The sequence below is a fragment of the Pseudomonas sp. COR18 genome (assembly GCF_048568395.1).
GTDB lineage: Bacteria > Pseudomonadota > Gammaproteobacteria > Pseudomonadales > Pseudomonadaceae > Aquipseudomonas > Aquipseudomonas fuscovaginae_B.
Genome location: NZ_CP183808.1, coordinates 6,416,028 through 6,437,540 on the forward strand (window position 1 = coordinate 6,416,028; position 21,513 = coordinate 6,437,540).

Sequence of the window (21,513 nt, forward strand, 5' to 3'; positions counted from 1 at the left end):
GGGGAAAGCGCGCAGTTTACTGGCAGTTCGACACCGCCGGTAAGCTATCTATCCCGTGGCGGGAAAGATTTTTATGAGAGGCGCCCCCTTCGGGCAAAGGGGGCGCGGGAGGGAGAGTCGTGCAGCGCGAATCCGGCGTCAGGACGCCCTCGCCCGCTCCTGCTGATGGCCGCCACCCTGGCTGTATTGCAGGTCATGGCGCAGCTTGGCGATCAGCTCCGAAATGGCGCGGCTGCTATCGAGCTTCGAGGCGCAGATGCCGGTGACCATCAGGTCCACCCGCTCGGATTTCCTGTCGAACACCTTGACGGTGAGGGATTCATCCGCCCCGACACTGCACTGGCAGCGCGTCGGCAGAAAGCTGCTTTCAATGATATTGCGTAATTCAAGCGACGATAGCGATAGCATGGCGACTCTCTCCGTTATATGAGACTGCCAGTTTCGAAGCCGGGACGGTCATCGACCGCCTGCGGATGGTTCACACATCACAAGCCCTGCAAGCGCCACCGCCCTGTCCTATCCTGAAAGGCGGGTGCACCAACACAGACTAGGCCGTTTCCCCGCCATGCGTGAGCGCTGTTCGTCCGACAGGCGCACCACTGGTCGAGTTAATAGCGAAATGCCGCTATTCGGCCGGCAAGAAAAAACCTTTGCCGAGGCGGCATTTGCCCTTATCTTCGCCAGTTGTTTGCGGTTGCACCGTGAAAACGGTACGGACCACCCGCGTTGTATCTTTCCACCGAGGGCACGACCCCTCCTGACCCCAGGGCACAGAAAGCTCATGAATTCGACGACCATCGCCGCCACCTTCCTGCTGGCCATGACCACAGCCGCCAGTGCGGTCGCCGCCGACAAATCGGACCTGGCGCCCTTCCCCAAGGCGGAAGACGGCTTCACTCGCACGGTCATCCGTGTGCCGAAAATGACCAAGGACTCCGACCACCGGGTCGAGATCATCGCCGGCAAGGTCCTGCCCGTCGACTGCAACCAGAAACGCCTGACCGGCAACCTCGACGAGAAAAACCTGGAAGGCTGGAGCTATGCCTACTATCGCCTGGAAAGTGTCAGCGGCCCGGTTTCCACCCTGATGGCCTGCCCGCCCGGCACCAAGCCGAAAAAGGACTTCGTTCCGGTCGTCGGCAACGGCTACATGCTGCGCTACAACAGCAAGCTGCCGCTGGTGATCTACGCGCCGGACGATGTGCAGATCCGCTACCGGATCTGGAGCCCGTCCAAGCTGATCAAGAAAGCCGTCAGCGAATGACCCGGAGAGCCAGCCGATGATCACCTGCCACGTCAAATACGTCATCGATCCGTATCAACTGGCTGAGTTCGAGGCCTATTCCAAGGCCTGGATCGGTATCGTCCAACGCCTGGGCGGCACCCACCACGGCTACTTCCTGCCCAGCGAGGGCGCGAGCAATATCGCCTATTGCCTGTTCAGCTTCAGCTCGCTGGCCGAGTACGAACGTTATCGCCAGGCGGCCCTCAGCGACCCGCAGAGTACGGCCCTGGTCGCCTCGGTGGTGGAGAAGAAGTTCATTCTCAGCTACGAGCGCAGCTTCATGCGCCCATTGCTGTCCTGAGCCAGCCCGCTCAGGCGGGCACCGCCTGCGGCCTGACCAGGGCCGCACGCTCGACCACATGGCGCAGGCTGTCGAAATTGATGTTGGCACCGGAGTTGATCGCCACCAGCGTCTGCCCCCGGGCCCCACTACCCGCCACGTACTTCCTGATCCCGGCCACCGCCAGCGCGCCCGACGGCTCGGTGATGGAGCGGGTATCGTCATAGATGTCACGGATGGCGCTGCATAACTCGTCGTTGCTGACCGTGATCACCTCGTCGACATGCCGCCGGCAGATCTCGAAGCCGTACGCACCGATCTGTGCCACCGCCACCCCGTCGGCGAAGGTCCCGACCTGCGGCAACACCACCCGCTCGCCGGCCTGCAAGGCCCTTTGCAGGCAATTGGAATGCTCCGACTCGACCCCGATGATCCGCACCTGCGGTCGCAGGTATTTGACGTAGGCGGCGATCCCGGCGATCAGGCCACCACCACCGACCGGGACAAAGATCGCGTCCAGGGTTCCCTGGTGCTGGTTGAGCAGTTCCATCGCCACCGTGCCCTGGCCGGCAATCACCTCGGGATCATCGAATGGCGAGACGAAGGTGTAGCCTTTTTCCTGCGCCAGGGCCAAGGCATGCGCCAGGGCGAAGGGAAAGCTGTCGCCGTGCAGTACCGCCGTGGCTGCACGGCTGCGCACACCCTGCACCTTGAGCTCGGGCGTACTGGTGGGCATGACGATCGTCGCCTTGATCCCCAGGGTACGCGCCGCCAGGGCCACGCCCTGGGCATGATTGCCCGCCGATGCGGTGATCACCCCGCAGTTGCGCTGGGCTTCGCTCAGTTGCACCAGCTTGTTGTAGGCACCACGGATCTTGAAGGAAAAGGTAGGTTGCAAGTCCTCGCGCTTGAGCAGCACCTGGTTGCCCAATGCCTCCGACAACGCCGGGGCCGGTTGCAGGGGCGTGCAGATCGCCTGATGGTAGACCGGTGCCGCAAGAATCCTGCGGACATAGCGGCCCAGCAGTTCGTCATCGACGTTGGCGTGTTGGCTGACGGTATCGGTGTTCATCTGGCTCTCCGGGTTGGCACTTGACCTCGGAGGCAGAAACGACAAACCCGCCTCGGAGGCGGGTTTGGGTAAACAGGTGCAGCTCAGCCCGCCGGATAAGGAATGGCGATAATAATGCTTGGCTGAGGCAGAACGTGAGCGCAGGTCATGGCCCGAAACTATCCGGGAGCGATGGACAAGTCAATGGGGAAAATTCGCCGTGGCTTGCCTGAAATATACGAAACATATACGCTTCGTATATCAACTTCCTCAAGAGAACCCCATGGGTATCGTCAAGATCTCCGATGAACTGCATGAACAGGTCCGCATGGCCAGCGCCGCCATGGACCGCTCGATCAACGCCCAGGCCGAGTTCTGGATCAAGCTCGGCCTGCTGGCCGAACTCAACCCGCAACTGGGCTACAACGAGTTGGTCAATCGTCTGCTGCTGAACCGGGACGATCTCATCCGGGGGCGCAGCTGATGTCCGTCGGCCTGATCAAGAGCGAAACCGAACTGGCGCTGATGCGCGAGGCCGGGCGCCTGCTGGCGCAGGTCTTCAGCATGCTCGACGGCCTGGTGACCGCCGGCCTGTCGACCCTGGAACTGGACCGGCGGGTCGAGACCTTCATCCGCCAGGAGTTGCTGGCCCGCCCGGCGAGCAAGGGCCAGTACGACTACCCCTACTCCATCAACACCTCGATCAACGAAGTGGTGTGCCACGGCATGCCCGACGCCCGGGCGATCCTGCACGAGGGCGATATCGTCAATATCGACATCACCCTGGAAAAGAACGGTTTCATCGCCGATTCCAGCAAGATGTACCTGATCGGCGCCGTCAGCCCAAAGGCCCGGCGTCTGGTGGACAAGACCTTCGAGGCGCTCTGGGAAGGTATCCGGGTGGTACGCCCCGGCGCGCGCCTGGGCGATATCGGCCATGCCATCCAGAAACACGCCGAAGGCAATGGCTACAGCGTCGTGCGCGAATACTGCGGGCACGGCATCGGCCGGCAGATGCACGAGGAACCGCAGGTGCTGCACTTCGGCCGACCGGGTACCGGCCTGGTGCTGCGCGAAGGCATGGTCTTCACCATCGAACCGATGCTCAACCAGGGCAGCCCACGCACTCGTGGCCTGAAGGACGGCTGGACCGTGGTGACCCGCGACGGCAGCCTGTCGGCGCAGTGGGAGCACACCGTGGCGGTGACCCGTGACGGCTTCGAGGTGCTGACCCTGCAACCGGAACTTCAGGATTGTCCGACACCTCAGTGAAACCTCACGCAAACGCGATCAACTGACGCGGTCAGCCTTCCCGGCCAGACGATTGAGCCCCACGACCATCAACCCCGCCCCCGCCAGCATCGCCAGCAGGAACAACGGGTAGGATACCCACCACGGCGTGCCGGCGGTCATCATGCTGTATTCGGACATGCCACCGATGCTGGCGATCAGGTTCAGCGGCAGGAATACCACGTTGATCAGGGTCAGCTTGCGCAACAGGCCATTGGTGCTGTTGTTCATCAGGTTGCCACGGGCATCGATCAGCGCGGAAAACACGTTGGAGTAGATTTCCGCCTGCTTGTAGCACTGGTTGTTCTCGATGATCAGGTCGTCGATCAGGCCGATCGCCTGTTCGCCGAAGGCCTGCTTCTGCGCATGATTGCGCAGCCGCGTCAGCACCGCGCCGTTGCTGTGCAGGGCATTGATGTAATAGATCAGGCTCTCGCTGAGATTGAACATCTGGATCAGGTGGCGGTTTTCCATCGAGGCATAGAACTTCTGCTGCAGCTCGCGGGCAACCATCTTGATCACCTTCAGGTGCCCGAGATAGTGGTGGATGTTGTTGAAGAGCATCTCCAGCAGCACGTCGAGCGGCGTGTTCAGCGCCTTGTGGCTGCCCAGGCCATCGAGCTGGGAGGCATGGGTGGCGATCACCAGCAGGCGCTCCTCGCACAGCAGCAGGCCGCAGGAGGACACTTCGAAGGACAGGCTGTCCGCTCCCGAGTAGTTCAGCGGGCGCTTCCAGATCAGGAACAGGTTGTCCGGGTGGAACTCGATACGCGAGATCTCGTCCGGGTCCAGGGCCGAGGCCAGGGCATGTTCGTCGAGCTTGAAATGACTGCGCAGCAGTTCCCGCTCGACCGCATCGGGGTTGCAGAACAACATCACCGCGGCCTCCAGGTGCGCGACAGCCTGCAAGGCCCCCTGCCGCAATTCGAAACGCCTGATCATCGCCGCCCTCCTACCAGGCCTGGCCGCGACGCTTGAGCTCAAGGCGCCGGATGAACTCCTCGAGCACCAGCCCATACAGGTCATCCTGCAGGTAGGCATCCTCGATCCCGGCATCCAGGTTCGGGTTGTCGTTGACCTCGATCACCACCACCTTGTCGCCGGACTGCTTGAGGTCGACCCCATACAGCCCGTCGCCGATCAGATTGGCGGTTCTGACCGCCAGGTCGACCACTGCCCGCGGCGCCTCGTGAATCGCCAGGGTGCGGCATTCGCCGTTGACGTCCTGGCCCTTGGCCTTGTGGTTGTAGATCTGCCAGTGTCCCTTGGACATGAAATACTGGCAGGCGAAGATGGGTTTGCGATTGAGCACCCCGATGCGCCAGTCGTACTCGGTGTAGAAAAATTCCTGGGCCAGCAACAGCACCGAATGCTCGAACAGTTCGGCGGTCGCCTCCAGCAAGGCCTGCTGGCTCTCGACCTTGATCACACCGCGGGAGAAACAGCCGTCGGGGATCTTCAATACCAGCGGAAAGCCCAGACGCTCCCCCACCCGCTCGAAGTCTTCCGGTCGCTCCTTGTACAGGATCTCGGTCGCCGGCATGCCCAGGCCATGGCTCTTGAGCAGATCGGTCAGGTAGACCTTGTTGGTGCAGCGCAGGATCGACGCCGGATCGTCCATCACCACCACACCCTCGCTCTCGGCCTTCTTGGCGAACCGGTAGGTGTGGTTGTCGACGCTGGTGGTCTCACGGATCAGCAGGGCATCGTATTCGGCGATCCGCCCGTAGTCCTTCCTGCCGATCAGTTCGACATCGATACCCAACCCCTTGCCGACCCGGATGAAATTCTCCAGCGCACGGGCATTGGAAGGCGGCAGGGCCTCCTGGGGATCATGCAGGATCGCCATGTCGTAGCGGGCCAGGCGACGCGAGCGCGGCAGGCGCCAGATCCTGCGACTGAAACCGTCCAGCGCCTGGGCAAAGTGGTCTTCCTGGTCATCACGCAACTTGTGCAGCGTTCCGGCCTTTACGCCTTCGACATGCCAACCATTAGTCTTCTTGAAGTCCACCAGCAATAGAGGACAGGGAAATACTTCAAACAATTGCCGGGCAAGTTCCTGCAAGGGCTCGATAACCGTACTACCAAAATACAGCGTCAGGGTAAAACCTTCGGTATCACGATAAAGATGATCACCCAATGCCCGGTCCAGGGTCTTGTCCAGATCATCCAGGGCTAACCCGTAAAGGGATTTGCGGGCCAACTCGCTGATGGTCTTCACCGACGGAATGACCCGATGCCCACGCGCCTCGGCCAGCAACGAGCAGTAGTAGCCGTGCCCCAGGTACTTGTAGCTGCGACACAGGTTGATCACCTGCACGCGCTTGCCCGGCTCACCGGCACGGGACTGTTCGAGGTACTCCTGGGCCGTGACGATATCCTCGCAGGGAAAGTACGAAGCCCAGTCTTCCTTGCGTTCGACAATAATAACCAGCTGACTGCCCAGATTATTCGACAAGGACAAATAAGTTTCTGGGGATATTGCTACCGGAAAACTTTGATCGGATACTTCGCGCCAATCACCTTGCACCGCTGACATAGAGATAGATCCGTTGAACAAGACACTTTCTATTAAGCACGAAGTTTCGGGAAAGTCCCGTTTCGTTACGCAACTTTTACGGTGGTTATATGGATCTTGTCTTTCGCCCTGCCACAACCGATGACTTGCCCGCCCTGCTGCAACTGGAGGAGCACTGTTTCACCAGCGACCGCCTGACTGCGCGCAGCTTCCACTGGATGATCAATCGCGCCCATGCCCGGCTGATCGTCGCCCAGCAGGCCGACGCTCGGCTGGCCGGCTATGCGCTGCTGCTGTTCCATCGCGGGACGTCCCTGGCACGCCTGTACTCCATCGCCATCGCACCCCACGCCCGCGGCATCGGCCTGGGCAGGCAACTGTTGCAGCGCAGCGAAGCCTGCGCCCTGGACCACGATTGCGCCTACCTGCGACTGGAGGTCCGCACCGACAACGGCGCGGCGATCGCCCTGTACGAGCACAACGGCTATCGCCGTTTCGGCCTGATCAACGACTACTACGAAGACCACGCCGATGCCCTGCGCCTGGAAAAGCGCATCCTGCACCATTCGGCCAGGCGCGAGGCCCAGGTGCCCTACTACGCCCAGACCACCGAGTTCACCTGCGGCCCGGCCTGCCTGTTGATGGCGATGGCGGCCCTGCAGCCCGAACGCCCGGCCACTCGGCGCGAGGAGGTACAGCTCTGGCGCGAGGCGACCACCGTCTTCATGACCTCCGGCCACGGCGGCTGCAGCCCCCAGGGCCTGGCGCTGGCGGCCTGGCGGCGCGGTTTCGCGGTACGCCTGCAAGTGAGCATCGATGGCCCCCTGCTGCTCGACGGCGTGCGCAATGCACATAAAAAAGCCGTCATGCGCCTGGTGCATGACGGCTTTGAAGAGGAACTGCGAGCGACCGATGTCGAACAGGTGCTCGCTGGCACCCTGGACCTGCCCCGCCTGCTGGCGGCCGGCGGCAAGCCACTGGTGTTGATCAGCAGCTACCGCCTGACCCGCTCCAAGGCACCGCACTGGGTGATCGTCACCGACTGCGACGAGGAGTTCGTCTACCTGCATGACCCGGATGTCGACCACAGCCAGCATCGCCAGCCGCTGGACTGCCAGCATCTGCCGGTCAGCCACGGCGAGTTCGACAAGATGAGCGCCTTCGGCCACCGCAAGCTGCGGGCCGCGGTGATCCTCTACTCCAGGCCGACCCTGTAGAGTGCGCCGTCATCGGCATCGGTCAGTACATACAGATAGCCGTCCGGCCCCTGGCGGACATCGCGTATGCGCGACTTCAACCCACTCAACAGGCGCTCCTCATGCACCACCTGGTCGCCATCGAACTGCAGGCGGATCAGTTCCTCGGCGGCCAGCGCGCCGATGAACAGGTTGTGCTGCCATTTCGGGAAACGGTCGCCGTCATAGAAAGCCATGCCGCTCAGGCCCGGGGATTTTTCCCAGACATGATGGGGAGGCACGGTGCCCTTGACCGTCTTGCCCTGGGCCTCGGGAATGGGCTGGAGCGAGTAGTTGATGCCATGGGTCGCCAGCGGCCAGCCGTAGTTCTTGCCGCGCTCGATGATATTGATCTCGTCGCCGCCACGGGGCCCGTGCTCATGGGTCCACAGGGTACCGGTCCAGGGATTGAGGGCGGCGCCCTGCTGGTTGCGGTGGCCGAAGGACCAGATCTCGGGGCGTACCCCCTGCTGGCCGACGAAGGGATTGTCGTCGGGCACCCGGCCATCGGGGAAGATCCGCACTACCTTGCCCTGCAGCTTGTCCAGGTCCTGGGCGGTCGAGCGCTGGTTGTTTTCGCCGAGGGCGATGAACAGGTAGCCATCACGGTCGAACACCAGGCGCGAACCGAAGTGGTTGCCCTCCGAAAGCTTGGGCTCCTGGCGGAAGATCACCTTGAAGTCGACCAGTTGCTTCAGATCCGCCGACAGCCGTCCGCGCCCGACCGCGGTGCCGGCTTTGCCGCCTAAGCCGCCGCCTTCGGCATAGGACAGATAGACCAGGCGATCCTCCTTGAACGACGGCGACAGCACCACGTCCAGCAAGCCCCCCTGGCCCTTGGCCCAAACCTCGGGAACGCCGCCCAACGGCGCCGAGAGCTTGCCGTCGGGGCTCACGACCCGCAGCCGCCCCGGACGTTCGGTGACCAGCATGCCCTGTTTGTCCGGCAGGAAGGCCAGCGCCCAGGGATGCTCCAGGCCGCCAACGATCTGCGTGGCAGTGACCGGCCCCAGCTCGGAGTCGACGGTCTGCGCCGCCAGGGCCGGCTGCAGCGGCAGGCTCAGCAAGGCGCCGGCGCAAAGCGCGGCTATCAGATTTTTTCGCAACATGGACAGTTCCTTACGGGGATAAAGAAGGGCCACGGCAACGTTCAACGCTGCGTGTTCGGACTGCGGGTACCCGGCTGGATCGGCACCGCCATCGGTGCCTGCTGCTGGCGTGGGTAGCCGTTGCCGATCGCGCCGTTCTCGATGGTCGAGGGACGCGGCGTCGGCAGCGTGTTGGGCCCGCGCAGGGGCGGCGTGCCGGGTTCGGAGCCCTGGCGGCTGTTGGGGTTGGCGCGCCGGATCGGGCTGTTGTAGGGGTTGTCGCTGTTGGGCAGGTTCTGCGCCAGTTGCAGCGCGGCGGGCCGGCCGCCGTCCAGGGGCGCCGCAACGGCGGGAATGGCGATGGCCAACAGGCCGGCTGCCAACCAGGGTGCCAGGCCGATTACCACTCTGTTCATGACGCCTCTCCTGATGCGATAGATCATTCCCTTGATTGGATAGCACCCAGGCCCGCAGGTTCGAACCTGAGGGAAATTTCATATGACAGAATGCTTCAGCGCCGCGCCCGGCACCCCTTCGGCGAAAGCCACAGGCCACCCCGGGGTGGGTGGAACTGGACGGGTAGCGCAACGCTCTCGTCGGCTCCCGAGCGCCTCCAGGCCCCCGGGAGCCTCGCCGGTTGCTACTGATTGGCGGGTTGACGCACCCTGTGCATTGGCAGCGATACCGCATAGGCCATCGCTTCTTCCCGGGTCTGGAACGAACCGAGTCGATCGGTCCCGGTGCACACCTTCCAGGGGCCACCGCCAACGCGGATCACATCATAGCCGTTGACATGCGTCTTCAAGAGCTGGGAAACGCTCATGGTCACCTCCTTTTCACGTCCAAAGATCCAAGGCGTTGCCCCGCCACCATACACCCGCCTGGCGCCAACGGCCCCTCCGTATGTCGGCGAGACGCTGGGACTGTTCGCGCGCCTGGTGGGCTGCATCTTCTTCTCCAACCTGGTCGAGCCGGGCGCAACGCCGTCCGGATGACGTTCAGGCGCAGACCGGCGTACAACTGTCATCACACCTATGCGACAATAGGCGCAATGGTCCGGTCTCAACCCCCGCATTCATCGCCCAACCATTGGGCCACAGCCTGCAGATGCTGCTGTCGCCCCATGCCTGTTGGTCCAACTCAAGCTCCGACTGGAGCGGGCTGGAAAGACTCAAGATTGGTATCGAGTCGGTATCGGCTGAACGATCCAGCTGCGCAAGCTATTGATAGGTAAGTATTTTGATCTCCACAGCTAACATCACGATGCAATTCGGCCCCAAGCCACTGTTCGAGAACGTTTCGGTCAAGTTCGGCAGCGGCAACCGCTACGGTCTGATCGGCGCCAACGGCTGCGGCAAGTCGACCTTCATGAAGATCCTCGGCGGCGACCTCGAACCGTCCAGCGGCCAGGTCATGCTGGAGCCCAACGTGCGCCTGGGTAAACTGCGCCAGGACCAGTTCGCCTACGAGGAATTCACCGTGATCGACACGGTGATCATGGGCCACGAGGAGCTGTGGAAGGTCAAGGCCGAGCGCGATCGCATCTACTCGCTGCCGGAGATGACCGAAGCTGACGGCATGGCCGTCGCCGAGCTGGAAACCGAATTCGCCGAAATGGACGGCTACACCGCCGAATCCCGCGCCGGCGAACTGCTGATGGGCCTGGGCATCCCCCTGGAACAGCACTTCGGCCCGATGAGCGAAGTCGCTCCCGGCTGGAAGCTGCGGGTGCTGCTGGCCCAGGCGCTGTTCTCCGATCCGGAAGTGCTGTTGCTCGACGAACCGACCAACCACCTGGACATCAACACCATCCGCTGGCTGGAAAACATCCTGACCCAGCGTAACAGCCTGATGATCATCATTTCCCACGACCGGCACTTCCTGAACAGCGTCTGCACCCACATGGCCGACCTGGACTACGGCGAGCTGCGCCTGTTCCCGGGCAACTACGACGAATACATGACTGCCGCGACCCAGTCCCGCGAGCAGTTGCTGGCCGACAACGCCAAGAAGAAAGCCCAGATCGCCGAGCTGCAGACCTTCGTCAGCCGCTTCTCGGCCAACGCCTCGAAGGCCAAGCAGGCCACTTCCCGGGCCAAGCAGATCGACAAGATCCAGCTGGCCGAGGTCAAGCCCTCGAGCCGCGTCAGCCCGTTCATCCGCTTCGAACAGACCAAGAAGCTGCATCGCCAGGCGGTCACCGTCGAGCGCATGGCCAAGGGCTTTGACGGTACCACGCTGTTCAAGGACTTCAGCTTCACCGTCGAAGCCGGCGAGCGCGTGGCGATCATCGGCCCGAACGGTATCGGCAAGACCACCCTGCTGCGCACGCTGATGGGCGAACTGACCCCGGATGCCGGCAGCGTGAAGTGGACCGAATCGGCCGAACTGGGCTACTACGCCCAGGACCACGCCCATGACTTCGAAGACGACGTCACCCTGTTCGACTGGATGAGCCAGTGGACCCAGGGCGGCGAGCAACTGGTACGCGGCACCCTGGGCCGCATGCTGTTCTCCAACGACGAGATCCTCAAGTCGGTCAAGGTCATCTCCGGGGGTGAACAGGGCCGTATGCTGTTCGGCAAGCTGATCCTGCAAAAGCCCAACGTGCTGGTGATGGACGAACCGACCAACCACCTGGACATGGAATCGATCGAGGCGCTCAACCTGGCGCTGGAAAACTACCCGGGCACGCTGATCTTCGTCAGCCACGACCGCGAGTTCGTCTCGTCCCTGGCTACGCGCATCATCGAGCTGAGCCCGAATGGCGTAACCGACTTCAGCGGCACCTACGACGACTACCTGCGCAGCCAGGGCGTGCTGTTCTAAGAGGCTCCCGACCGCTGCCATGCTCCCCGTGGCAGCGGTTATGCACTGATGAGTCAAAGACCGTTGGCTGCCCAATCGCGGTGAGGACGCCGCAAAAATTAGTTAGCCTGCTTTCATTTATCCCGGCATGCCGCCATGATGGAGTTCTCCAACCGCCCGCCCGCGAACGAGCCTCCATGTCAGCCCAGCAACCACCCCGCCAGCCCGGCAACCTGACCGTCACCCTGCAAATCGTCTCCATCGTTTTCTACACCTTCGTCGCCTTCCTCTGCATCGGCCTGCCGATCGCGGTATTGCCCGGCTATGTGCATGAACAGCTGGGGTTCAGTGCGGTGATCGCCGGCCTGACCATCGGCTCGCAGTACCTGGCTACCCTGCTCAGCCGCCCCATGGCCGGACGCATGGCCGACAGCGTCGGGACCAAGCGCGCGATCATCTACGGACTGGTGGGCATCTGCCTGAGCGGCGGACTGACCCTGCTGTCGACGCTGATCCAGCAGTGGCCCCTGGCGAGCCTGATCATCCTGATCCTCGGGCGCCTGCTGCTCGGCACCGCCCAGGGCCTGATCGGCGTCGGCACCATCAGTTGGGGGATCGGCCAGGTCGGCGCCGACCAGACCGCGCGGGTGATTTCCTGGAACGGCATCGCCTCCTACGGCGCCATCGCCATCGGTGCGCCACTGGGGGTACTGATGGTCGCCGACTACGGTTTCGCCAGCCTCGGCATCGCCCTGTCGGCCCTGGCCGCCGGCGCCCTGCTGCTGATCCGCAACAAGCCCTCGGTACCGGTGATCCGCGGTGAACGCCTGCCGTTCCGGGCGGTGTTCGGCCGCATTGCTCCCTACGGCACCAGCCTGACTCTGGCGTCGATCGGCTACGGCACCCTCACCACCTTCATCACCCTGTTCTACCTCAGCCGCGGCTGGACCGGCGCCGCCTACTGCCTGACCGTATTCGGCAGTTGCTTCATCCTTGCGCGGCTGTTCTTCATCGGCAGCATCAACCGTTTCGGCGGTTTCAAGGTGGCCATCGCCTGCATGAGCATCGAAACCCTCGGCTTGGTGCTGCTCTGGCTGTCCCCCTCCACCGGCTTCGCGCTGGCCGGCGCGGGCCTGGCGGGGTTCGGCTTGTCTCTGGTGTACCCGGCCATCGGCGTCGAAGCCATCCGCCAGGTGCCCACCAGCAGCCGCGGCGCGGGGTTGAGTGCCTATGCGGTGTTTTTCGACCTGGCGCTGGCGATCGCCGGCCCGCTCATGGGCGCGGTCGCGTTGAACCTGGGATATGCGTGGATCTTCTGCTGTGCGGCGCTGCTGTCGATCATCGGCCTGTCGGTCACCGTGCTGCTGGCACGGCGCCCGACAGCCGGATGAGTCACTGATCGGCGGTCTGCATGCCGGCGCGGTTCGGCACGCTCAGGGTCTTGCTGAAGAAGCGCCCGGCCTCGGAGATCAGATCGCGGTGGATATCCGCCCGGTTGACACCTTCGGGGTCGGTACACAATCCCGGCGTGGCGTGCAGCTGTTCCTCGCTGCAGGGCGCCATGAACACGAAGTGTCCGGCCCCGGCGATCAGCTTGAACTGCGGCGCCACCGGCAGCTTGCGCGCCAGGGCCGCGGCGTTCTTGTCAGGGAACACCAGCTTGTCGCCATCGCCGCTGTACATCAGCACCGGCACGTGCACGTCGGCCAGCGTGTGCCGGCCGAACATCAGGCCCAGTGGCGCCATCAGCATCAGCGCATGGACCCGTGGGTCGGCCACCGGCTGCAGGTCATCGCGGTCGACGATCAGTTCGCCCTTGGTGGTGCAGGCGTCCTTGTCGTCCGGAAACTCCTGGCAGTAGCGCCGCAGGCGATCGAGGTTCGGCTGTGCGCCGGAGAGGATCAGGGCGGTCTCGCCGCCGGCGGAATAGCCGATCACCCCGACCTGATCGGCCTCCACGAACGGCGACAGCATCGGGTCGCCGAGGGTGGCGGTGATCGCCTCGGAAATCTGCATCGGCCGGCCGTAGAGGTTGCTCAAGGTACCCAGCCGGCTGTGGTCCTTGTAGTTGTCGCCGGGGTGCAGCACCGCGACCACGACGAAGCCCTTGCGGGCCAGCGAGGTTGCCAGGTCATGCAGGGCCAGCGGCGTGCCGGTGTTGCCGTGGGATAGCATCAACAGTGGATAGCGGCCAATGGCGATCCGCGAGTCCTCGCTGGCCTGGATGGTGTAGCCGCCGATCTTGCTCCACTGCTCACGGCCGGTGGAGGGGTAGAAGACAATCGCCTTCATCGGCTGCAGATCCAGCGGATCGAGAAACGTCAGACGATGAAAACCCACGCTCCAATGAGCCGCGGGAGCCGCCTGCACCGTCGTGAAGCCTGCGGCCAGGCAAATCAGCAATACTGCACAAAGACGCATCATCGGGATGCCCACCTTTGTCGAGTCACTACACACCAAAATCTCTGTCATTCCTTGAAACTGAAGCACTGCACCGGGCTTCGACCGACTCTTCGCAGTTTTCCAGAGCGCCTGTGCGGATGGTTTTTGCACAAGATGGGCCAAACCTGCGCAGAGAACGCAAAAAACTCCGTACCCGATCATTCATCATGATCAGAGTACAGAGTTTAGTGTTTGTTACCGGAAGTTTCTTGCGCGTTTACAAAAGCTTTACGGGGCGGCGAACAAGGTGTCGTTTATTCGCGCCTGGGCGTCGCTCATGGCCTTGGTGCGCACTTCTTCACCATAGCCCAGACCGTGGGCGCGAACGAACTCGATGTCGGTGATGCCGAGGAAGCCGAACAGTACTTTCAGGTAGTCTTCATGGCCTACACCGGTCGGCAGGCCCACATGCAGGCCACCGGAAGTCGAGACGATCACTACCTTCTTGCCACCGGCCAGGCCTTCAGGGCCGTTTTCGGTGTAGCGGAAGGTCTTGCCGGCCACGGCGATACGGTCGATCCAGGCCTTGAGCTGGGTCGGCACGCTGAAGTTGTACATCGGCGCGGCAATGACGATGGCGTCCGCGGCCAGGAACTCTTCCAGGGTCGAAGCGCTCAGTTCGGCTTCGTGGCGCTGGGCCGCATCGCGCAGTTCGGCAGCAGTGCCGCCGGCAGCCAGGGTCAGGCTGGAGAAGTGGCTGATGGCATCGGCGGCCAGGTCACGGTAGGTCACCACGCTCGAAGGCTCGGCGGCCTGCCAGGCCTTGACCACGCTTTGGCTCAACTGACGCGAAGCCGAGTTGTCACCCAGGATGCTGGAATCGATGTGCAAGAGTTTCATGCGGGATCTCCAAGTGAGGATCGCCACTTGGCGATCGAGTTGGGATAATCCTACTTGCGAAGCCAATAAATGATTAGCCGCTCAAAATGCGATAGATTGTCCTACCCATAGAACGACCGGAACTTCACACCATGCAAGACCTCAACGATCTCTACTACTTCGCCAAGGTCGTGGAAGCCGGTGGTTTCGCCGCCGCCGGGCGCCTGCTGGGGATTCCCAAGTCCCGGCTGTCACGGCGGATCGCCGAACTGGAAGAGCGCCTGGGCGCCCGCCTACTGCAGCGCACCACCCGACAGTTGAAGCTGACTGCGGTGGGCGAACGTTACCTGCGCCATTGTCAGGCCATGCTGCTGGAGGCGGAGATGGCCGACGAGGCCGTGGCCAGCATGTCCAGCGAACCTCGTGGACGGCTGCGGGTGTCGTGCCCGATCGGCCTGGCCCAGGTGTTCATGCCCCGGGTGATTGCCAGCTTCCTGGCGGCGCACCCGCTGGTGCAACTGGAGGTGGTGATGGTCAACCGTCGGGTCGACCTGGTCACCGAAGGCATCGACGTCGCTCTGCGGGTTCGTGAACATGGCGACGAGGACCCGTCGCTGGTGACGCGGCGACTGCGCCAGGCCCAGACCTTCATGCTCGCCACCCCGGCCTTTCTGCAGCAGCACCCGATCGACAGCGTCGACGACCTGCTGAACGCCCCCGCCCTCGGCGCCCTGGAGGCCGACCGCCAGGTCCATCTCAGCCTGCTGGACGAACGCGGGCAGAAGCGCGAGCTGGCGCTCGAAGCCCGGCTGGGCGTGGACGACTTCATCGTCCGCAAGGCCTGTGCCCTCGCCGGCCTGGGCTTCACCGTGCTGCCCATGCTCTACTGCGAGGAAGAACTGGCCAATGGTACCTTCGTGCGAATCCTGCCCGAATGGTCACTGCCGGGCGGCTGGCTGCAGGCGGTCTACCCGCACCGTCGCGGGCTGCTGCCGGCCGTACGGGCGTGGATCGACCACCTGGCCGAAGCCTTCAGGGAATGTGGAGACAGAGCACTATGAAAGGAGCCAGCATGAACAAGGAGGCCGTCGCGCGCTTCTGCCTCGACCTGCCCGGCGCACGGGAAGACTACAAATGGGGCGGCGTCAGGGTGTTCTCGATCGCCGAGACCAAGATGTTCGCGCTGCTCAACCTGAGTGGCGACACACTGTCGCTCAAGGTCGGCAAGGAACTGTTCCTCGGCTATGTCGACCGCCCCGGAATCCGTCCCGCGCCTTATCTGGCGCGAGCGTTCTGGATCAGCATGAACGCGCCCTACCCGCTGGGCGCCGAGGAACTGCAGGAGCTGCTGCGCCGCTCCCACCAACTGGTGGTCGCCAAGCTGCCCAAGCGCAGTCAGGTCGGCCTGCTGCTGTAGCGCTACCCTACAGAAAGGACAGCTGCGCCAGGGTGGCATCGAGAAACAGCCGATCGATCCAGAAAACCTGGTGCAGCAACACGATCAGCCAGAACACCACCTGGAACGACAGCTTGCGGGTTTTGTGCCGGAACACCTGCTGGGCGATCAGTGCCCCCGGCCAGCCGCCCAGCAGCTCGACGCCATGCAGAACCTTCTCCGGTATGCGCCAGGCGTCATTGCGCGCCTTGCGCTTGTCGTTCCAGTACAGAACGAACGCCAACAGGCTGGCGCCGCCGTAGAGCCACAGCGGCCAACTCGTCCCGCTGCCCAGCCACAGGCGCAGCGCGCCGAAACCGGGCAAGACGCAGAGCAGCAGCCCCAGCAGCACCTTGAGCTTGAGCTGGCGGACCCGGCCCGTGGGCGCTGGCCGGCCATTGCCGGGAGTGTTCGGCTTTCTCATCCCTTGGTCGACCAGTCGACCCAACCGAACTGCCAGGTGGCCAGGATCACCAGGCCGAAGACGATCCGATACCAGGCAAACGCCGCGTAGCTGTGGCTGGCGATGAACTTCAGCAGGCCGCGCACGGCGATCATGGCGAACACGAAGGAAGTGACGAAGCCCACCGCGAACACCGGCAGGTCGGCCATCTGGAACTGATGGCGGAAACCATAACCGGAGTACACCGCGGCGGCGACCATGGTCGGCATGGCCAGGAAGAACGAGAACTCGGTGGCGGTCTTGCGCGACAGGCCGAACAGCAGGCCGCCGATGATGGTCGCACCGGAGCGGGAGGTTCCCGGAATCATCGCCAGGCACTGGGCGAAGCCGACTTTCAGGGCGTCCTGCCAGCGGATCTCATCCACCGTTTCGGCATGCACCGTGTGCTCGCGCCGCTCGGCCCAGAGGATGACCACACCACCCACCACCAGCGCCGAGGCCACGGTGATCGGGTTGAACAGGTAAGTGGCGATCACTTCCTTGAACAACACCCCGAGAATCACCGCCGGCATGAACGCCACCAGCAGGTTGAGGGTGAAACGCTGGGCACTGCGCTCCCTGGGCAGGTCCCGGACCACGGTGAAGACCTTCTGGCGAAACTCCCAGACCACCGCAAGGATCGCGGCCAACTGAATGATGATGTTGAAGGCGATTGCCCGTTCACCGCCAAAACCCAGCAGATCGGCCACGATGATCTGGTGGCCGGTGCTGGAAATCGGCAGGAATTCCGTCAGGCCCTCGACAATCCCCAATATCAACGCCTGTGCGGCGGTCCAAAAATCCATCATTCCCCCTCAAGGCCCGCTCCCGCAGGCCCTACAAAAATCGAAAAGCGTGATTCGCCATCTCGGCGATCCACTGGCAAGCCTGCTGCGCAGTTCGTCGGCAAACCGTGAAAAATGCCTGAAAAATCAAACAGCAACTCAGGTTTGTCGAGATTGGGCCGAAATCCTATCAGACATGCCTGTTTATCGCTGCCTCGATAGTAGCCATAAGCATAGTGGGCACTCTGGGCTAAACCTGCTGGTATAAGCTGCATGACAGCAGGACAACAAGAAAAAAAGGAACGGTGGTCTTATGAATAGCTTGCGCAGTGTGTCGATCAGCCGACGCTTGTGGCTCATCCTGGTCCTGGCGGTAGCCATGCTGCTGACCCAGGGCCTGCTGATGCTCAAGCAGACCCATGACAACCTTTACCAGGCCAAGGCCCTGAAAACCCAGCACGTGGTCCAGACCGCCAGCGGCATCCTCGCCTACTACCAGGGGCTGGAAACCGCCGGCACCCTCAGCCGCGATGCCGCGCAGAAACAGGCGCTGAGCGTCATACGCGGGCTGCGTTACGACCAGAACGACTATTTCTGGATCAACGACCTGCGCCCGGTCATGGTCATGCACCCGGCCAACCCCAAGCTCGAGGGCCAGGACCTGTCCGGCATCAAGGACCCCGATGGCTATGCGCTGTTCAACGAGATGGTGATTCTGGCCAAGGCCAAGGGCCGCGGCATGATCGATTACCGCTGGCCGAAGCCGGGCGCCAGCGCTCCGGTGCAGAAAACCTCCTATGTGCAGTTGTTCGAGCCCTGGAGCTGGATCATCGGCTCAGGCGTGTACATCGACGATGTGCAGGCCGAGTTCTACGAGCAGGTGCGCAATGCCTCGCTGGTCGGCCTGGCGATTGCCGTGCTGGTGAGCGTGCTGGTCCTGCTGATCGGCCGCAGCATCGTCCATCCGCTGCGGGAAACGGTCCAGGCCATGGCCAACATCGCCAGCGGCGAAAGCGATCTGACCCGCACCCTCGATACCCACGGCCAGGACGAAGTGACCGAACTGGCCCGCCACTTCAACGCCTTCACCAGCAAGCTGCGTGGCGTGGTCAGCCAGTTGCAGGTTTCGGCCAGTGAACTCGGCCAATCCTCCAGCGACCTGGGTAACAGCGCCATCGAATCCCAGACCCGCAGTCAGCAGCAATCGCAGCAGATGGAAATGGTGGCCACGGCGATCAACGAGGTGACCTATGGCGTGCAGGATGTCGCCAAGAACGCCGAACAGGCCGCCAGCGAGGTGCGCGATGCCGAAGGCCAGGCCCGCCAGGGCCAGTTGAACATCGACAACAGCCTGCAGCAGATCGACCAGTTGTCCGCCACCATCGCCCAGGCGGTCGAGGTGATCCGCACCCTGGCGGCGGAAAGCACGCAGATCGGCAGTGTCCTGGAAGTGATCCGCGCCATCGCCGAGCAGACCAACCTGCTCGCCCTCAACGCCGCCATCGAGGCCGCAAGGGCCGGTGAACAGGGCCGCGGCTTCGCCGTGGTGGCCGACGAGGTGCGCTTGCTGGCCCAGCGTACGCAGAAATCCACGGCGGAGATCCAGGCGATGATCGAACGTCTGCAGAATCACTCCGAAGCGGCGGTGAAAGTCATCGGCGACAGCAGCCGTGTCTCGCAGCAGACCATCGAACTGGCCGGGCTGGCCGGCGAAAGCCTGAATGCCATCAGCCAGGCGTTGCGCAACCTCAATGGCCTCAATGCCTCGATTGCCAGCGCCACCCTGCAACAGGCCCATGTGGTCGAGGAGATCAATCAGAACGTCACCGAGGCGGCGGGCCTGTCCCACACCACTGCCCTGGCGGCCGAACAGTCGAGCACCGACAGCGACCGGCTCAAGGTGCTGAGCGAACAGCTCAACGGGTTGCTGCGCCAGTTCCGTATCTGACCGGAGAGCCTGTTCGCGGATCAGTCCGGCCCCGACAATTTTGCGGCGCACACAAGACCAGTGCTCACCGCGATGCCTTGTGGGGCCGGCGTCCAGGCTTATCCGCGAAGAGGTCGCGAGAGATAAGCGCAATCGCGCTGCGGCCCTCCCTTCTCCCTGCCACTCTGGGTACAATCCGCCCCCCCTTTCCCTTCGATCCAGAGGTCTCCCATGTCCGGGCTTGAACTGTTCGCCGCCGCCCTCGGCGTGATCGCCGTCTGGCTGACGGTCAAACAGAATCCCTGGTGCTGGCCGATCGGCCTGGTCATGGTGCTGCTCTACAGCTGGATCTTCTTCGATGTGAAGCTCTACTCGGACCTGCTGCTGCAGGTGGTCTACGCCGTGCTGCAGCTCTATGGCTGGTGGCAATGGACCCGCGGCGGCATCGTGCACCAGGGCCGCGAGGTGTCCAGCCTTGGCCCGCAAGCCCTGCTGGGCGGCCTTGCCGTCGGTGCCTTGGGCAGCCTGCTGCTGGGCGCTGCCATGGCCACCTGGACCGACGCCGCACAACCCTGGCTCGATGCCGCACTGACCGCCTTCAGCCTGGTCGCACAGCTGTGGATGGCGCAGAAACGCATCCAGTGCTGGCCACTGTGGATCGCCGTCGATGTGATCTTCGTCGGCCTGTTCATCTACAAGGACCTGTACCTGACCGCCGCCCTCTATGGCCTGTTCACCCTACTGGCCGTGCAGGGCTGGCGCGAATGGCGTACCGACCCGGCGTTGCAGGCATGAAGGTGGTGGTGCTGGCGGGCCCCGAATCCAGCGGCAAGAGCTGGCTCTGCGAGGCCCTGCAGGCACGCTTCGGCGGCCTGCTGGTGGGTGAATACGTGCGTCATTTCATCGAGCGGGAACAGCGCGACACCTGCCTAGCCGACATCCCCGCCATCGCCCGCGGCCAGTTGGTCTGGGAGGACGAGGCGCGGGCACGGCAGCCTTCGCTGCTGATTCTCGATACCCACCTGCTGAGCAACATCCTCTGGAGCCAGACCCTGTTCGGCGACTGCCCCGCCTGGCTCGAACCGGCCCTACTCGCCCGGCATTACGACCTGCACCTTCTGCTCAGCCCCGACGGCGTCGAATGGACCGATGACGGTCAGCGCTGCCAGCCCGACCTGGAGGAGCGCCGGGCGTTCTTCGAGGCCAGCCGGCAATGGCTGACCCGGCACCGGCAGACGGTCGAGGTGCTCGGCGGTGATTGGCAGCAAAGGCACCGCCAGGCCATGGGTGCGGTCGAGAAGCTGCTGGGACGCTGACTCCGGCCAACGCCGCAAAAGGCCTGGCCCCGCAGCCGCAGTGTCCACTCATGAAACACCCTGCACCACCGCAAACGACCAGATTCAACAGCTTGGGGCCCTTGCACGGCCATGTGTCAAGCCACTGATACAGCTGTCCGAAAGCCCCATTCCACGGGGCTTTGCCACCTCTCCAGCGCTCTCCCGGCACGGACCTGTTTCAAAGCTGAAACAGGCAAACACCGTCACCTGCCCGACAGCCCTGGCAACCCATTGATACAGAAGAAAAAACGAAAAGCGGCACAGCTTCTGCTCTTTCCTTCCCAACGCTGAACAGGGCCAGCGCACTGAAGAAGGAACACTGCCGTGGGGATGACAAGAACAGCTTTAACCCGCACCTTGCTGATCGGTTGCGCCATTGGCTCGCTGTTCAGCCTGACCGCCGAGGCCGGTGGCAACAACGGCGTGATCGTCCTCGAGCGCACCGTCCAACCGCAAATGTACGGCCGCCCGCCCCTGCAGCCTGATCCGAATCCGACCACGGTCAATGCCAACCCCTCTGCCCGTGTCATCTCGCTGACCAACGGCATGGAACTGAGCGACGGTGATATCGCCGGCATCAGCACCGGCGCAACCGTTAACCGTGTGATCACGGTCCATACCGAGCACATGCCCGGCCTGAGCAACCCCAACGGCCTGCCGGGCCTGTCCTCCGGACACGGTGGCGGCAGCGGTGCCGGCATCGCCAATACGGTCAATCGCGGGCTGTCGGCCGGCATGGGTGCCCTCAACGCCATCGGCAAGGGGCAATGA

The 21,513-nt window shown here is 63.2% G+C and carries 24 protein-coding genes; 13 read left to right on the forward strand and 11 right to left on the reverse strand.

The window, feature by feature from the left end; translation table 11 throughout:
* Window positions 1-138 precede the first annotated feature (138 nt).
* A complete protein-coding gene (locus ACM62G_RS28825) occupies window positions 139-408 on the reverse strand; it encodes a DUF1652 domain-containing protein (RefSeq protein ID WP_054059434.1) in 270 nt (89 codons plus the stop codon).
* A 373-nt stretch (window positions 409-781) separates the two neighbouring features.
* Here ACM62G_RS28825 and eco point away from each other — a divergent pair, with 373 nt between their 5' ends.
* Both eco and ACM62G_RS28835 read left to right on the forward strand, forming a co-directional pair.
* The gene (gene eco / locus ACM62G_RS28830) at window positions 782-1,264 is read left to right on the forward strand and encodes a serine protease inhibitor ecotin (RefSeq protein ID WP_054059433.1); all 483 of its coding nucleotides are present in this window, start codon (window positions 782-784) and stop codon (window positions 1,262-1,264) included.
* 16 nt (window positions 1,265-1,280) lie between these two features.
* On the forward strand, window positions 1,281-1,586 hold the full coding sequence (locus ACM62G_RS28835; RefSeq protein ID WP_054062285.1) for an NIPSNAP family protein: 306 nt from the start codon (window positions 1,281-1,283) through the stop codon (window positions 1,584-1,586).
* Between the two features lie 10 nt (window positions 1,587-1,596).
* Here the strand turns inward: ACM62G_RS28835 and ilvA are convergent, their stop codons facing one another.
* Window positions 1,597-2,637: a threonine ammonia-lyase, biosynthetic gene (ilvA, locus tag ACM62G_RS28840; RefSeq protein WP_273820698.1), complete on the reverse strand. Its 1,041-nt coding sequence runs from the start codon at window positions 2,635-2,637 to the stop codon at window positions 1,597-1,599.
* A gap of 262 nt (window positions 2,638-2,899) precedes the next feature.
* Between ilvA and ACM62G_RS28845 the strand changes: the two genes are divergently transcribed.
* Together ACM62G_RS28845 and map are read left to right on the forward strand one after the other, a co-directional pair.
* Window positions 2,900-3,100, forward strand: a complete 201-nt coding sequence (locus ACM62G_RS28845) for a ParD-like family protein (protein ID WP_054059431.1) — start codon at window positions 2,900-2,902, stop codon at window positions 3,098-3,100.
* Window positions 3,100-3,888, forward strand: a complete 789-nt coding sequence (gene map / locus ACM62G_RS28850) for a type I methionyl aminopeptidase (RefSeq protein WP_273820697.1) — start codon at window positions 3,100-3,102, stop codon at window positions 3,886-3,888. Before ACM62G_RS28845 ends, map begins: the two co-directional genes overlap by 1 nt.
* An 18-nt stretch (window positions 3,889-3,906) precedes the next feature.
* On the opposite strand, the gene ACM62G_RS28855 is transcribed toward map, so the two are convergent.
* Window positions 3,907-4,848 (reverse strand): magnesium transporter CorA family protein, encoded by a 942-nt coding sequence (locus tag ACM62G_RS28855; RefSeq protein WP_419736209.1) that lies wholly within the window; start codon window positions 4,846-4,848, stop codon window positions 3,907-3,909.
* Window positions 4,849-4,858: 10 nt separating this feature from the next.
* The gene (locus ACM62G_RS28860; protein ID WP_054062287.1) at window positions 4,859-6,445 is read right to left on the reverse strand and encodes a RimK family protein; all 1,587 of its coding nucleotides are present in this window, start codon (window positions 6,443-6,445) and stop codon (window positions 4,859-4,861) included.
* 89 nt (window positions 6,446-6,534) lie between these two features.
* On the opposite strand from ACM62G_RS28860, the gene ACM62G_RS28865 reads away from it, so the two are divergent.
* Window positions 6,535-7,641: a GNAT family N-acetyltransferase/peptidase C39 family protein gene (locus ACM62G_RS28865; RefSeq protein ID WP_419736210.1), complete on the forward strand. Its 1,107-nt coding sequence runs from the start codon at window positions 6,535-6,537 to the stop codon at window positions 7,639-7,641.
* Here the strand turns inward: ACM62G_RS28865 and ACM62G_RS28870 are convergent.
* The 3 genes from ACM62G_RS28870 to ACM62G_RS28880 form a co-directional block, all read right to left on the reverse strand.
* Entirely contained in the window at window positions 7,620-8,768 is a 1,149-nt protein-coding gene (locus tag ACM62G_RS28870) for a PQQ-dependent sugar dehydrogenase (RefSeq protein WP_419736211.1), read from the reverse strand. The two genes, ACM62G_RS28865 and ACM62G_RS28870, sit on opposite strands and share 22 nt — an antisense overlap.
* Window positions 8,769-8,809: 41 nt before the next feature.
* Window positions 8,810-9,163, reverse strand: coding sequence for a hypothetical protein (locus ACM62G_RS28875; RefSeq protein WP_419736212.1), 354 nt, complete (start codon window positions 9,161-9,163; stop codon window positions 8,810-8,812).
* Window positions 9,164-9,387: 224 nt separating this feature from the next.
* Window positions 9,388-9,570 (reverse strand): hypothetical protein, encoded by a 183-nt coding sequence (locus tag ACM62G_RS28880; protein WP_054060094.1) that lies wholly within the window; start codon window positions 9,568-9,570, stop codon window positions 9,388-9,390.
* 416 nt (window positions 9,571-9,986) lie between these two features.
* Between ACM62G_RS28880 and ACM62G_RS28885 the strand changes: the two genes are divergently transcribed.
* Window positions 9,987-11,576, forward strand: coding sequence for an ABC-F family ATPase (locus ACM62G_RS28885; RefSeq protein WP_081006056.1), 1,590 nt, complete (start codon window positions 9,987-9,989; stop codon window positions 11,574-11,576).
* Window positions 11,577-11,752: 176 nt separating this feature from the next.
* On the forward strand, window positions 11,753-12,946 hold the full coding sequence (locus ACM62G_RS28890) for an MFS transporter (RefSeq protein WP_054060118.1): 1,194 nt from the start codon (window positions 11,753-11,755) through the stop codon (window positions 12,944-12,946).
* Between the two features lies 1 nt (window position 12,947).
* On the opposite strand, the gene ACM62G_RS28895 is transcribed toward ACM62G_RS28890, so the two are convergent.
* Together ACM62G_RS28895 and ACM62G_RS28900 are read right to left on the reverse strand one after the other, a co-directional pair.
* A complete protein-coding gene (locus ACM62G_RS28895; protein ID WP_273820692.1) occupies window positions 12,948-13,979 on the reverse strand; it encodes an alpha/beta hydrolase family protein in 1,032 nt (343 codons plus the stop codon).
* A gap of 246 nt (window positions 13,980-14,225) precedes the next feature.
* Window positions 14,226-14,837 (reverse strand): FMN-dependent NADH-azoreductase, encoded by a 612-nt coding sequence (locus ACM62G_RS28900; protein WP_419736213.1) that lies wholly within the window; start codon window positions 14,835-14,837, stop codon window positions 14,226-14,228.
* A gap of 131 nt (window positions 14,838-14,968) precedes the next feature.
* Here ACM62G_RS28900 and ACM62G_RS28905 point away from each other — a divergent pair, with 131 nt between their 5' ends.
* Entirely contained in the window at window positions 14,969-15,877 is a 909-nt protein-coding gene (locus tag ACM62G_RS28905) for a LysR substrate-binding domain-containing protein (RefSeq protein ID WP_054060121.1), read from the forward strand.
* Window positions 15,878-15,888: 11 nt separating this feature from the next.
* On the forward strand, window positions 15,889-16,233 hold the full coding sequence (locus ACM62G_RS28910) for an MmcQ/YjbR family DNA-binding protein (protein WP_419736214.1): 345 nt from the start codon (window positions 15,889-15,891) through the stop codon (window positions 16,231-16,233).
* A gap of 7 nt (window positions 16,234-16,240) precedes the next feature.
* Here the strand turns inward: ACM62G_RS28910 and ACM62G_RS28915 are convergent, their stop codons facing one another.
* Window positions 16,241-16,675 (reverse strand): DUF1294 domain-containing protein, encoded by a 435-nt coding sequence (locus ACM62G_RS28915; RefSeq protein ID WP_273820690.1) that lies wholly within the window; start codon window positions 16,673-16,675, stop codon window positions 16,241-16,243.
* Window positions 16,672-17,499, reverse strand: coding sequence for an undecaprenyl-diphosphate phosphatase (locus ACM62G_RS28920; protein WP_054060138.1), 828 nt, complete (start codon window positions 17,497-17,499; stop codon window positions 16,672-16,674). Before ACM62G_RS28920 ends, ACM62G_RS28915 begins: the two co-directional genes overlap by 4 nt.
* Before the next feature lie 292 nt (window positions 17,500-17,791).
* Here ACM62G_RS28920 and ACM62G_RS28925 point away from each other — a divergent pair, with 292 nt between their 5' ends.
* From ACM62G_RS28925 to ACM62G_RS28940, 4 genes are all read left to right on the forward strand, one after another.
* Window positions 17,792-19,426 carry a methyl-accepting chemotaxis protein gene (locus ACM62G_RS28925; RefSeq protein ID WP_419736215.1) on the forward strand — a complete coding sequence of 545 codons (1,635 nt, stop codon included), beginning with the start codon at window positions 17,792-17,794 and terminating at the stop codon, window positions 19,424-19,426.
* A 210-nt stretch (window positions 19,427-19,636) separates the two neighbouring features.
* A complete protein-coding gene (gene pnuC / locus ACM62G_RS28930; protein WP_419736216.1) occupies window positions 19,637-20,200 on the forward strand; it encodes a nicotinamide riboside transporter PnuC in 564 nt (187 codons plus the stop codon).
* Window positions 20,197-20,721, forward strand: coding sequence for an AAA family ATPase (locus tag ACM62G_RS28935; protein WP_273820792.1), 525 nt, complete (start codon window positions 20,197-20,199; stop codon window positions 20,719-20,721). Before pnuC ends, ACM62G_RS28935 begins: the two co-directional genes overlap by 4 nt.
* A gap of 345 nt (window positions 20,722-21,066) precedes the next feature.
* Complete coding sequence (locus ACM62G_RS28940) at window positions 21,067-21,513, forward strand: hypothetical protein (protein WP_419736217.1); 447 nt, start codon at window positions 21,067-21,069, stop codon at window positions 21,511-21,513.

Coding starts and splice junctions, on each gene's coding strand:
- ACM62G_RS28825 (WP_054059434.1), bottom strand. CDS start 408: ATGCTATCGCTATCGTCGCTTGAATTACGCAATATCATTGAAAGCAGC.
- eco (WP_054059433.1), top strand. CDS start 782: ATGAATTCGACGACCATCGCCGCCACCTTCCTGCTGGCCATGACCACA.
- ACM62G_RS28835 (WP_054062285.1), top strand. CDS start 1,281: ATGATCACCTGCCACGTCAAATACGTCATCGATCCGTATCAACTGGCT.
- ilvA (WP_273820698.1), bottom strand. CDS start 2,637: ATGAACACCGATACCGTCAGCCAACACGCCAACGTCGATGACGAACTG.
- ACM62G_RS28845 (WP_054059431.1), top strand. CDS start 2,900: ATGGGTATCGTCAAGATCTCCGATGAACTGCATGAACAGGTCCGCATG.
- map (WP_273820697.1), top strand. CDS start 3,100: ATGTCCGTCGGCCTGATCAAGAGCGAAACCGAACTGGCGCTGATGCGC.
- ACM62G_RS28855 (WP_419736209.1), bottom strand. CDS start 4,848: ATGATCAGGCGTTTCGAATTGCGGCAGGGGGCCTTGCAGGCTGTCGCG.
- ACM62G_RS28860 (WP_054062287.1), bottom strand. CDS start 6,445: ATGTCAGCGGTGCAAGGTGATTGGCGCGAAGTATCCGATCAAAGTTTT.
- ACM62G_RS28865 (WP_419736210.1), top strand. CDS start 6,535: ATGGATCTTGTCTTTCGCCCTGCCACAACCGATGACTTGCCCGCCCTG.
- ACM62G_RS28870 (WP_419736211.1), bottom strand. CDS start 8,768: ATGTTGCGAAAAAATCTGATAGCCGCGCTTTGCGCCGGCGCCTTGCTG.
- ACM62G_RS28875 (WP_419736212.1), bottom strand. CDS start 9,163: ATGAACAGAGTGGTAATCGGCCTGGCACCCTGGTTGGCAGCCGGCCTG.
- ACM62G_RS28880 (WP_054060094.1), bottom strand. CDS start 9,570: ATGAGCGTTTCCCAGCTCTTGAAGACGCATGTCAACGGCTATGATGTG.
- ACM62G_RS28890 (WP_054060118.1), top strand. CDS start 11,753: ATGTCAGCCCAGCAACCACCCCGCCAGCCCGGCAACCTGACCGTCACC.
- ACM62G_RS28895 (WP_273820692.1), bottom strand. CDS start 13,979: ATGATGCGTCTTTGTGCAGTATTGCTGATTTGCCTGGCCGCAGGCTTC.
- ACM62G_RS28900 (WP_419736213.1), bottom strand. CDS start 14,837: ATGAAACTCTTGCACATCGATTCCAGCATCCTGGGTGACAACTCGGCT.
- ACM62G_RS28905 (WP_054060121.1), top strand. CDS start 14,969: ATGCAAGACCTCAACGATCTCTACTACTTCGCCAAGGTCGTGGAAGCC.
- ACM62G_RS28910 (WP_419736214.1), top strand. CDS start 15,889: ATGAACAAGGAGGCCGTCGCGCGCTTCTGCCTCGACCTGCCCGGCGCA.
- ACM62G_RS28915 (WP_273820690.1), bottom strand. CDS start 16,675: ATGAGAAAGCCGAACACTCCCGGCAATGGCCGGCCAGCGCCCACGGGC.
- ACM62G_RS28920 (WP_054060138.1), bottom strand. CDS start 17,499: ATGGATTTTTGGACCGCCGCACAGGCGTTGATATTGGGGATTGTCGAG.
- ACM62G_RS28925 (WP_419736215.1), top strand. CDS start 17,792: ATGAATAGCTTGCGCAGTGTGTCGATCAGCCGACGCTTGTGGCTCATC.
- pnuC (WP_419736216.1), top strand. CDS start 19,637: ATGTCCGGGCTTGAACTGTTCGCCGCCGCCCTCGGCGTGATCGCCGTC.
- ACM62G_RS28935 (WP_273820792.1), top strand. CDS start 20,197: ATGAAGGTGGTGGTGCTGGCGGGCCCCGAATCCAGCGGCAAGAGCTGG.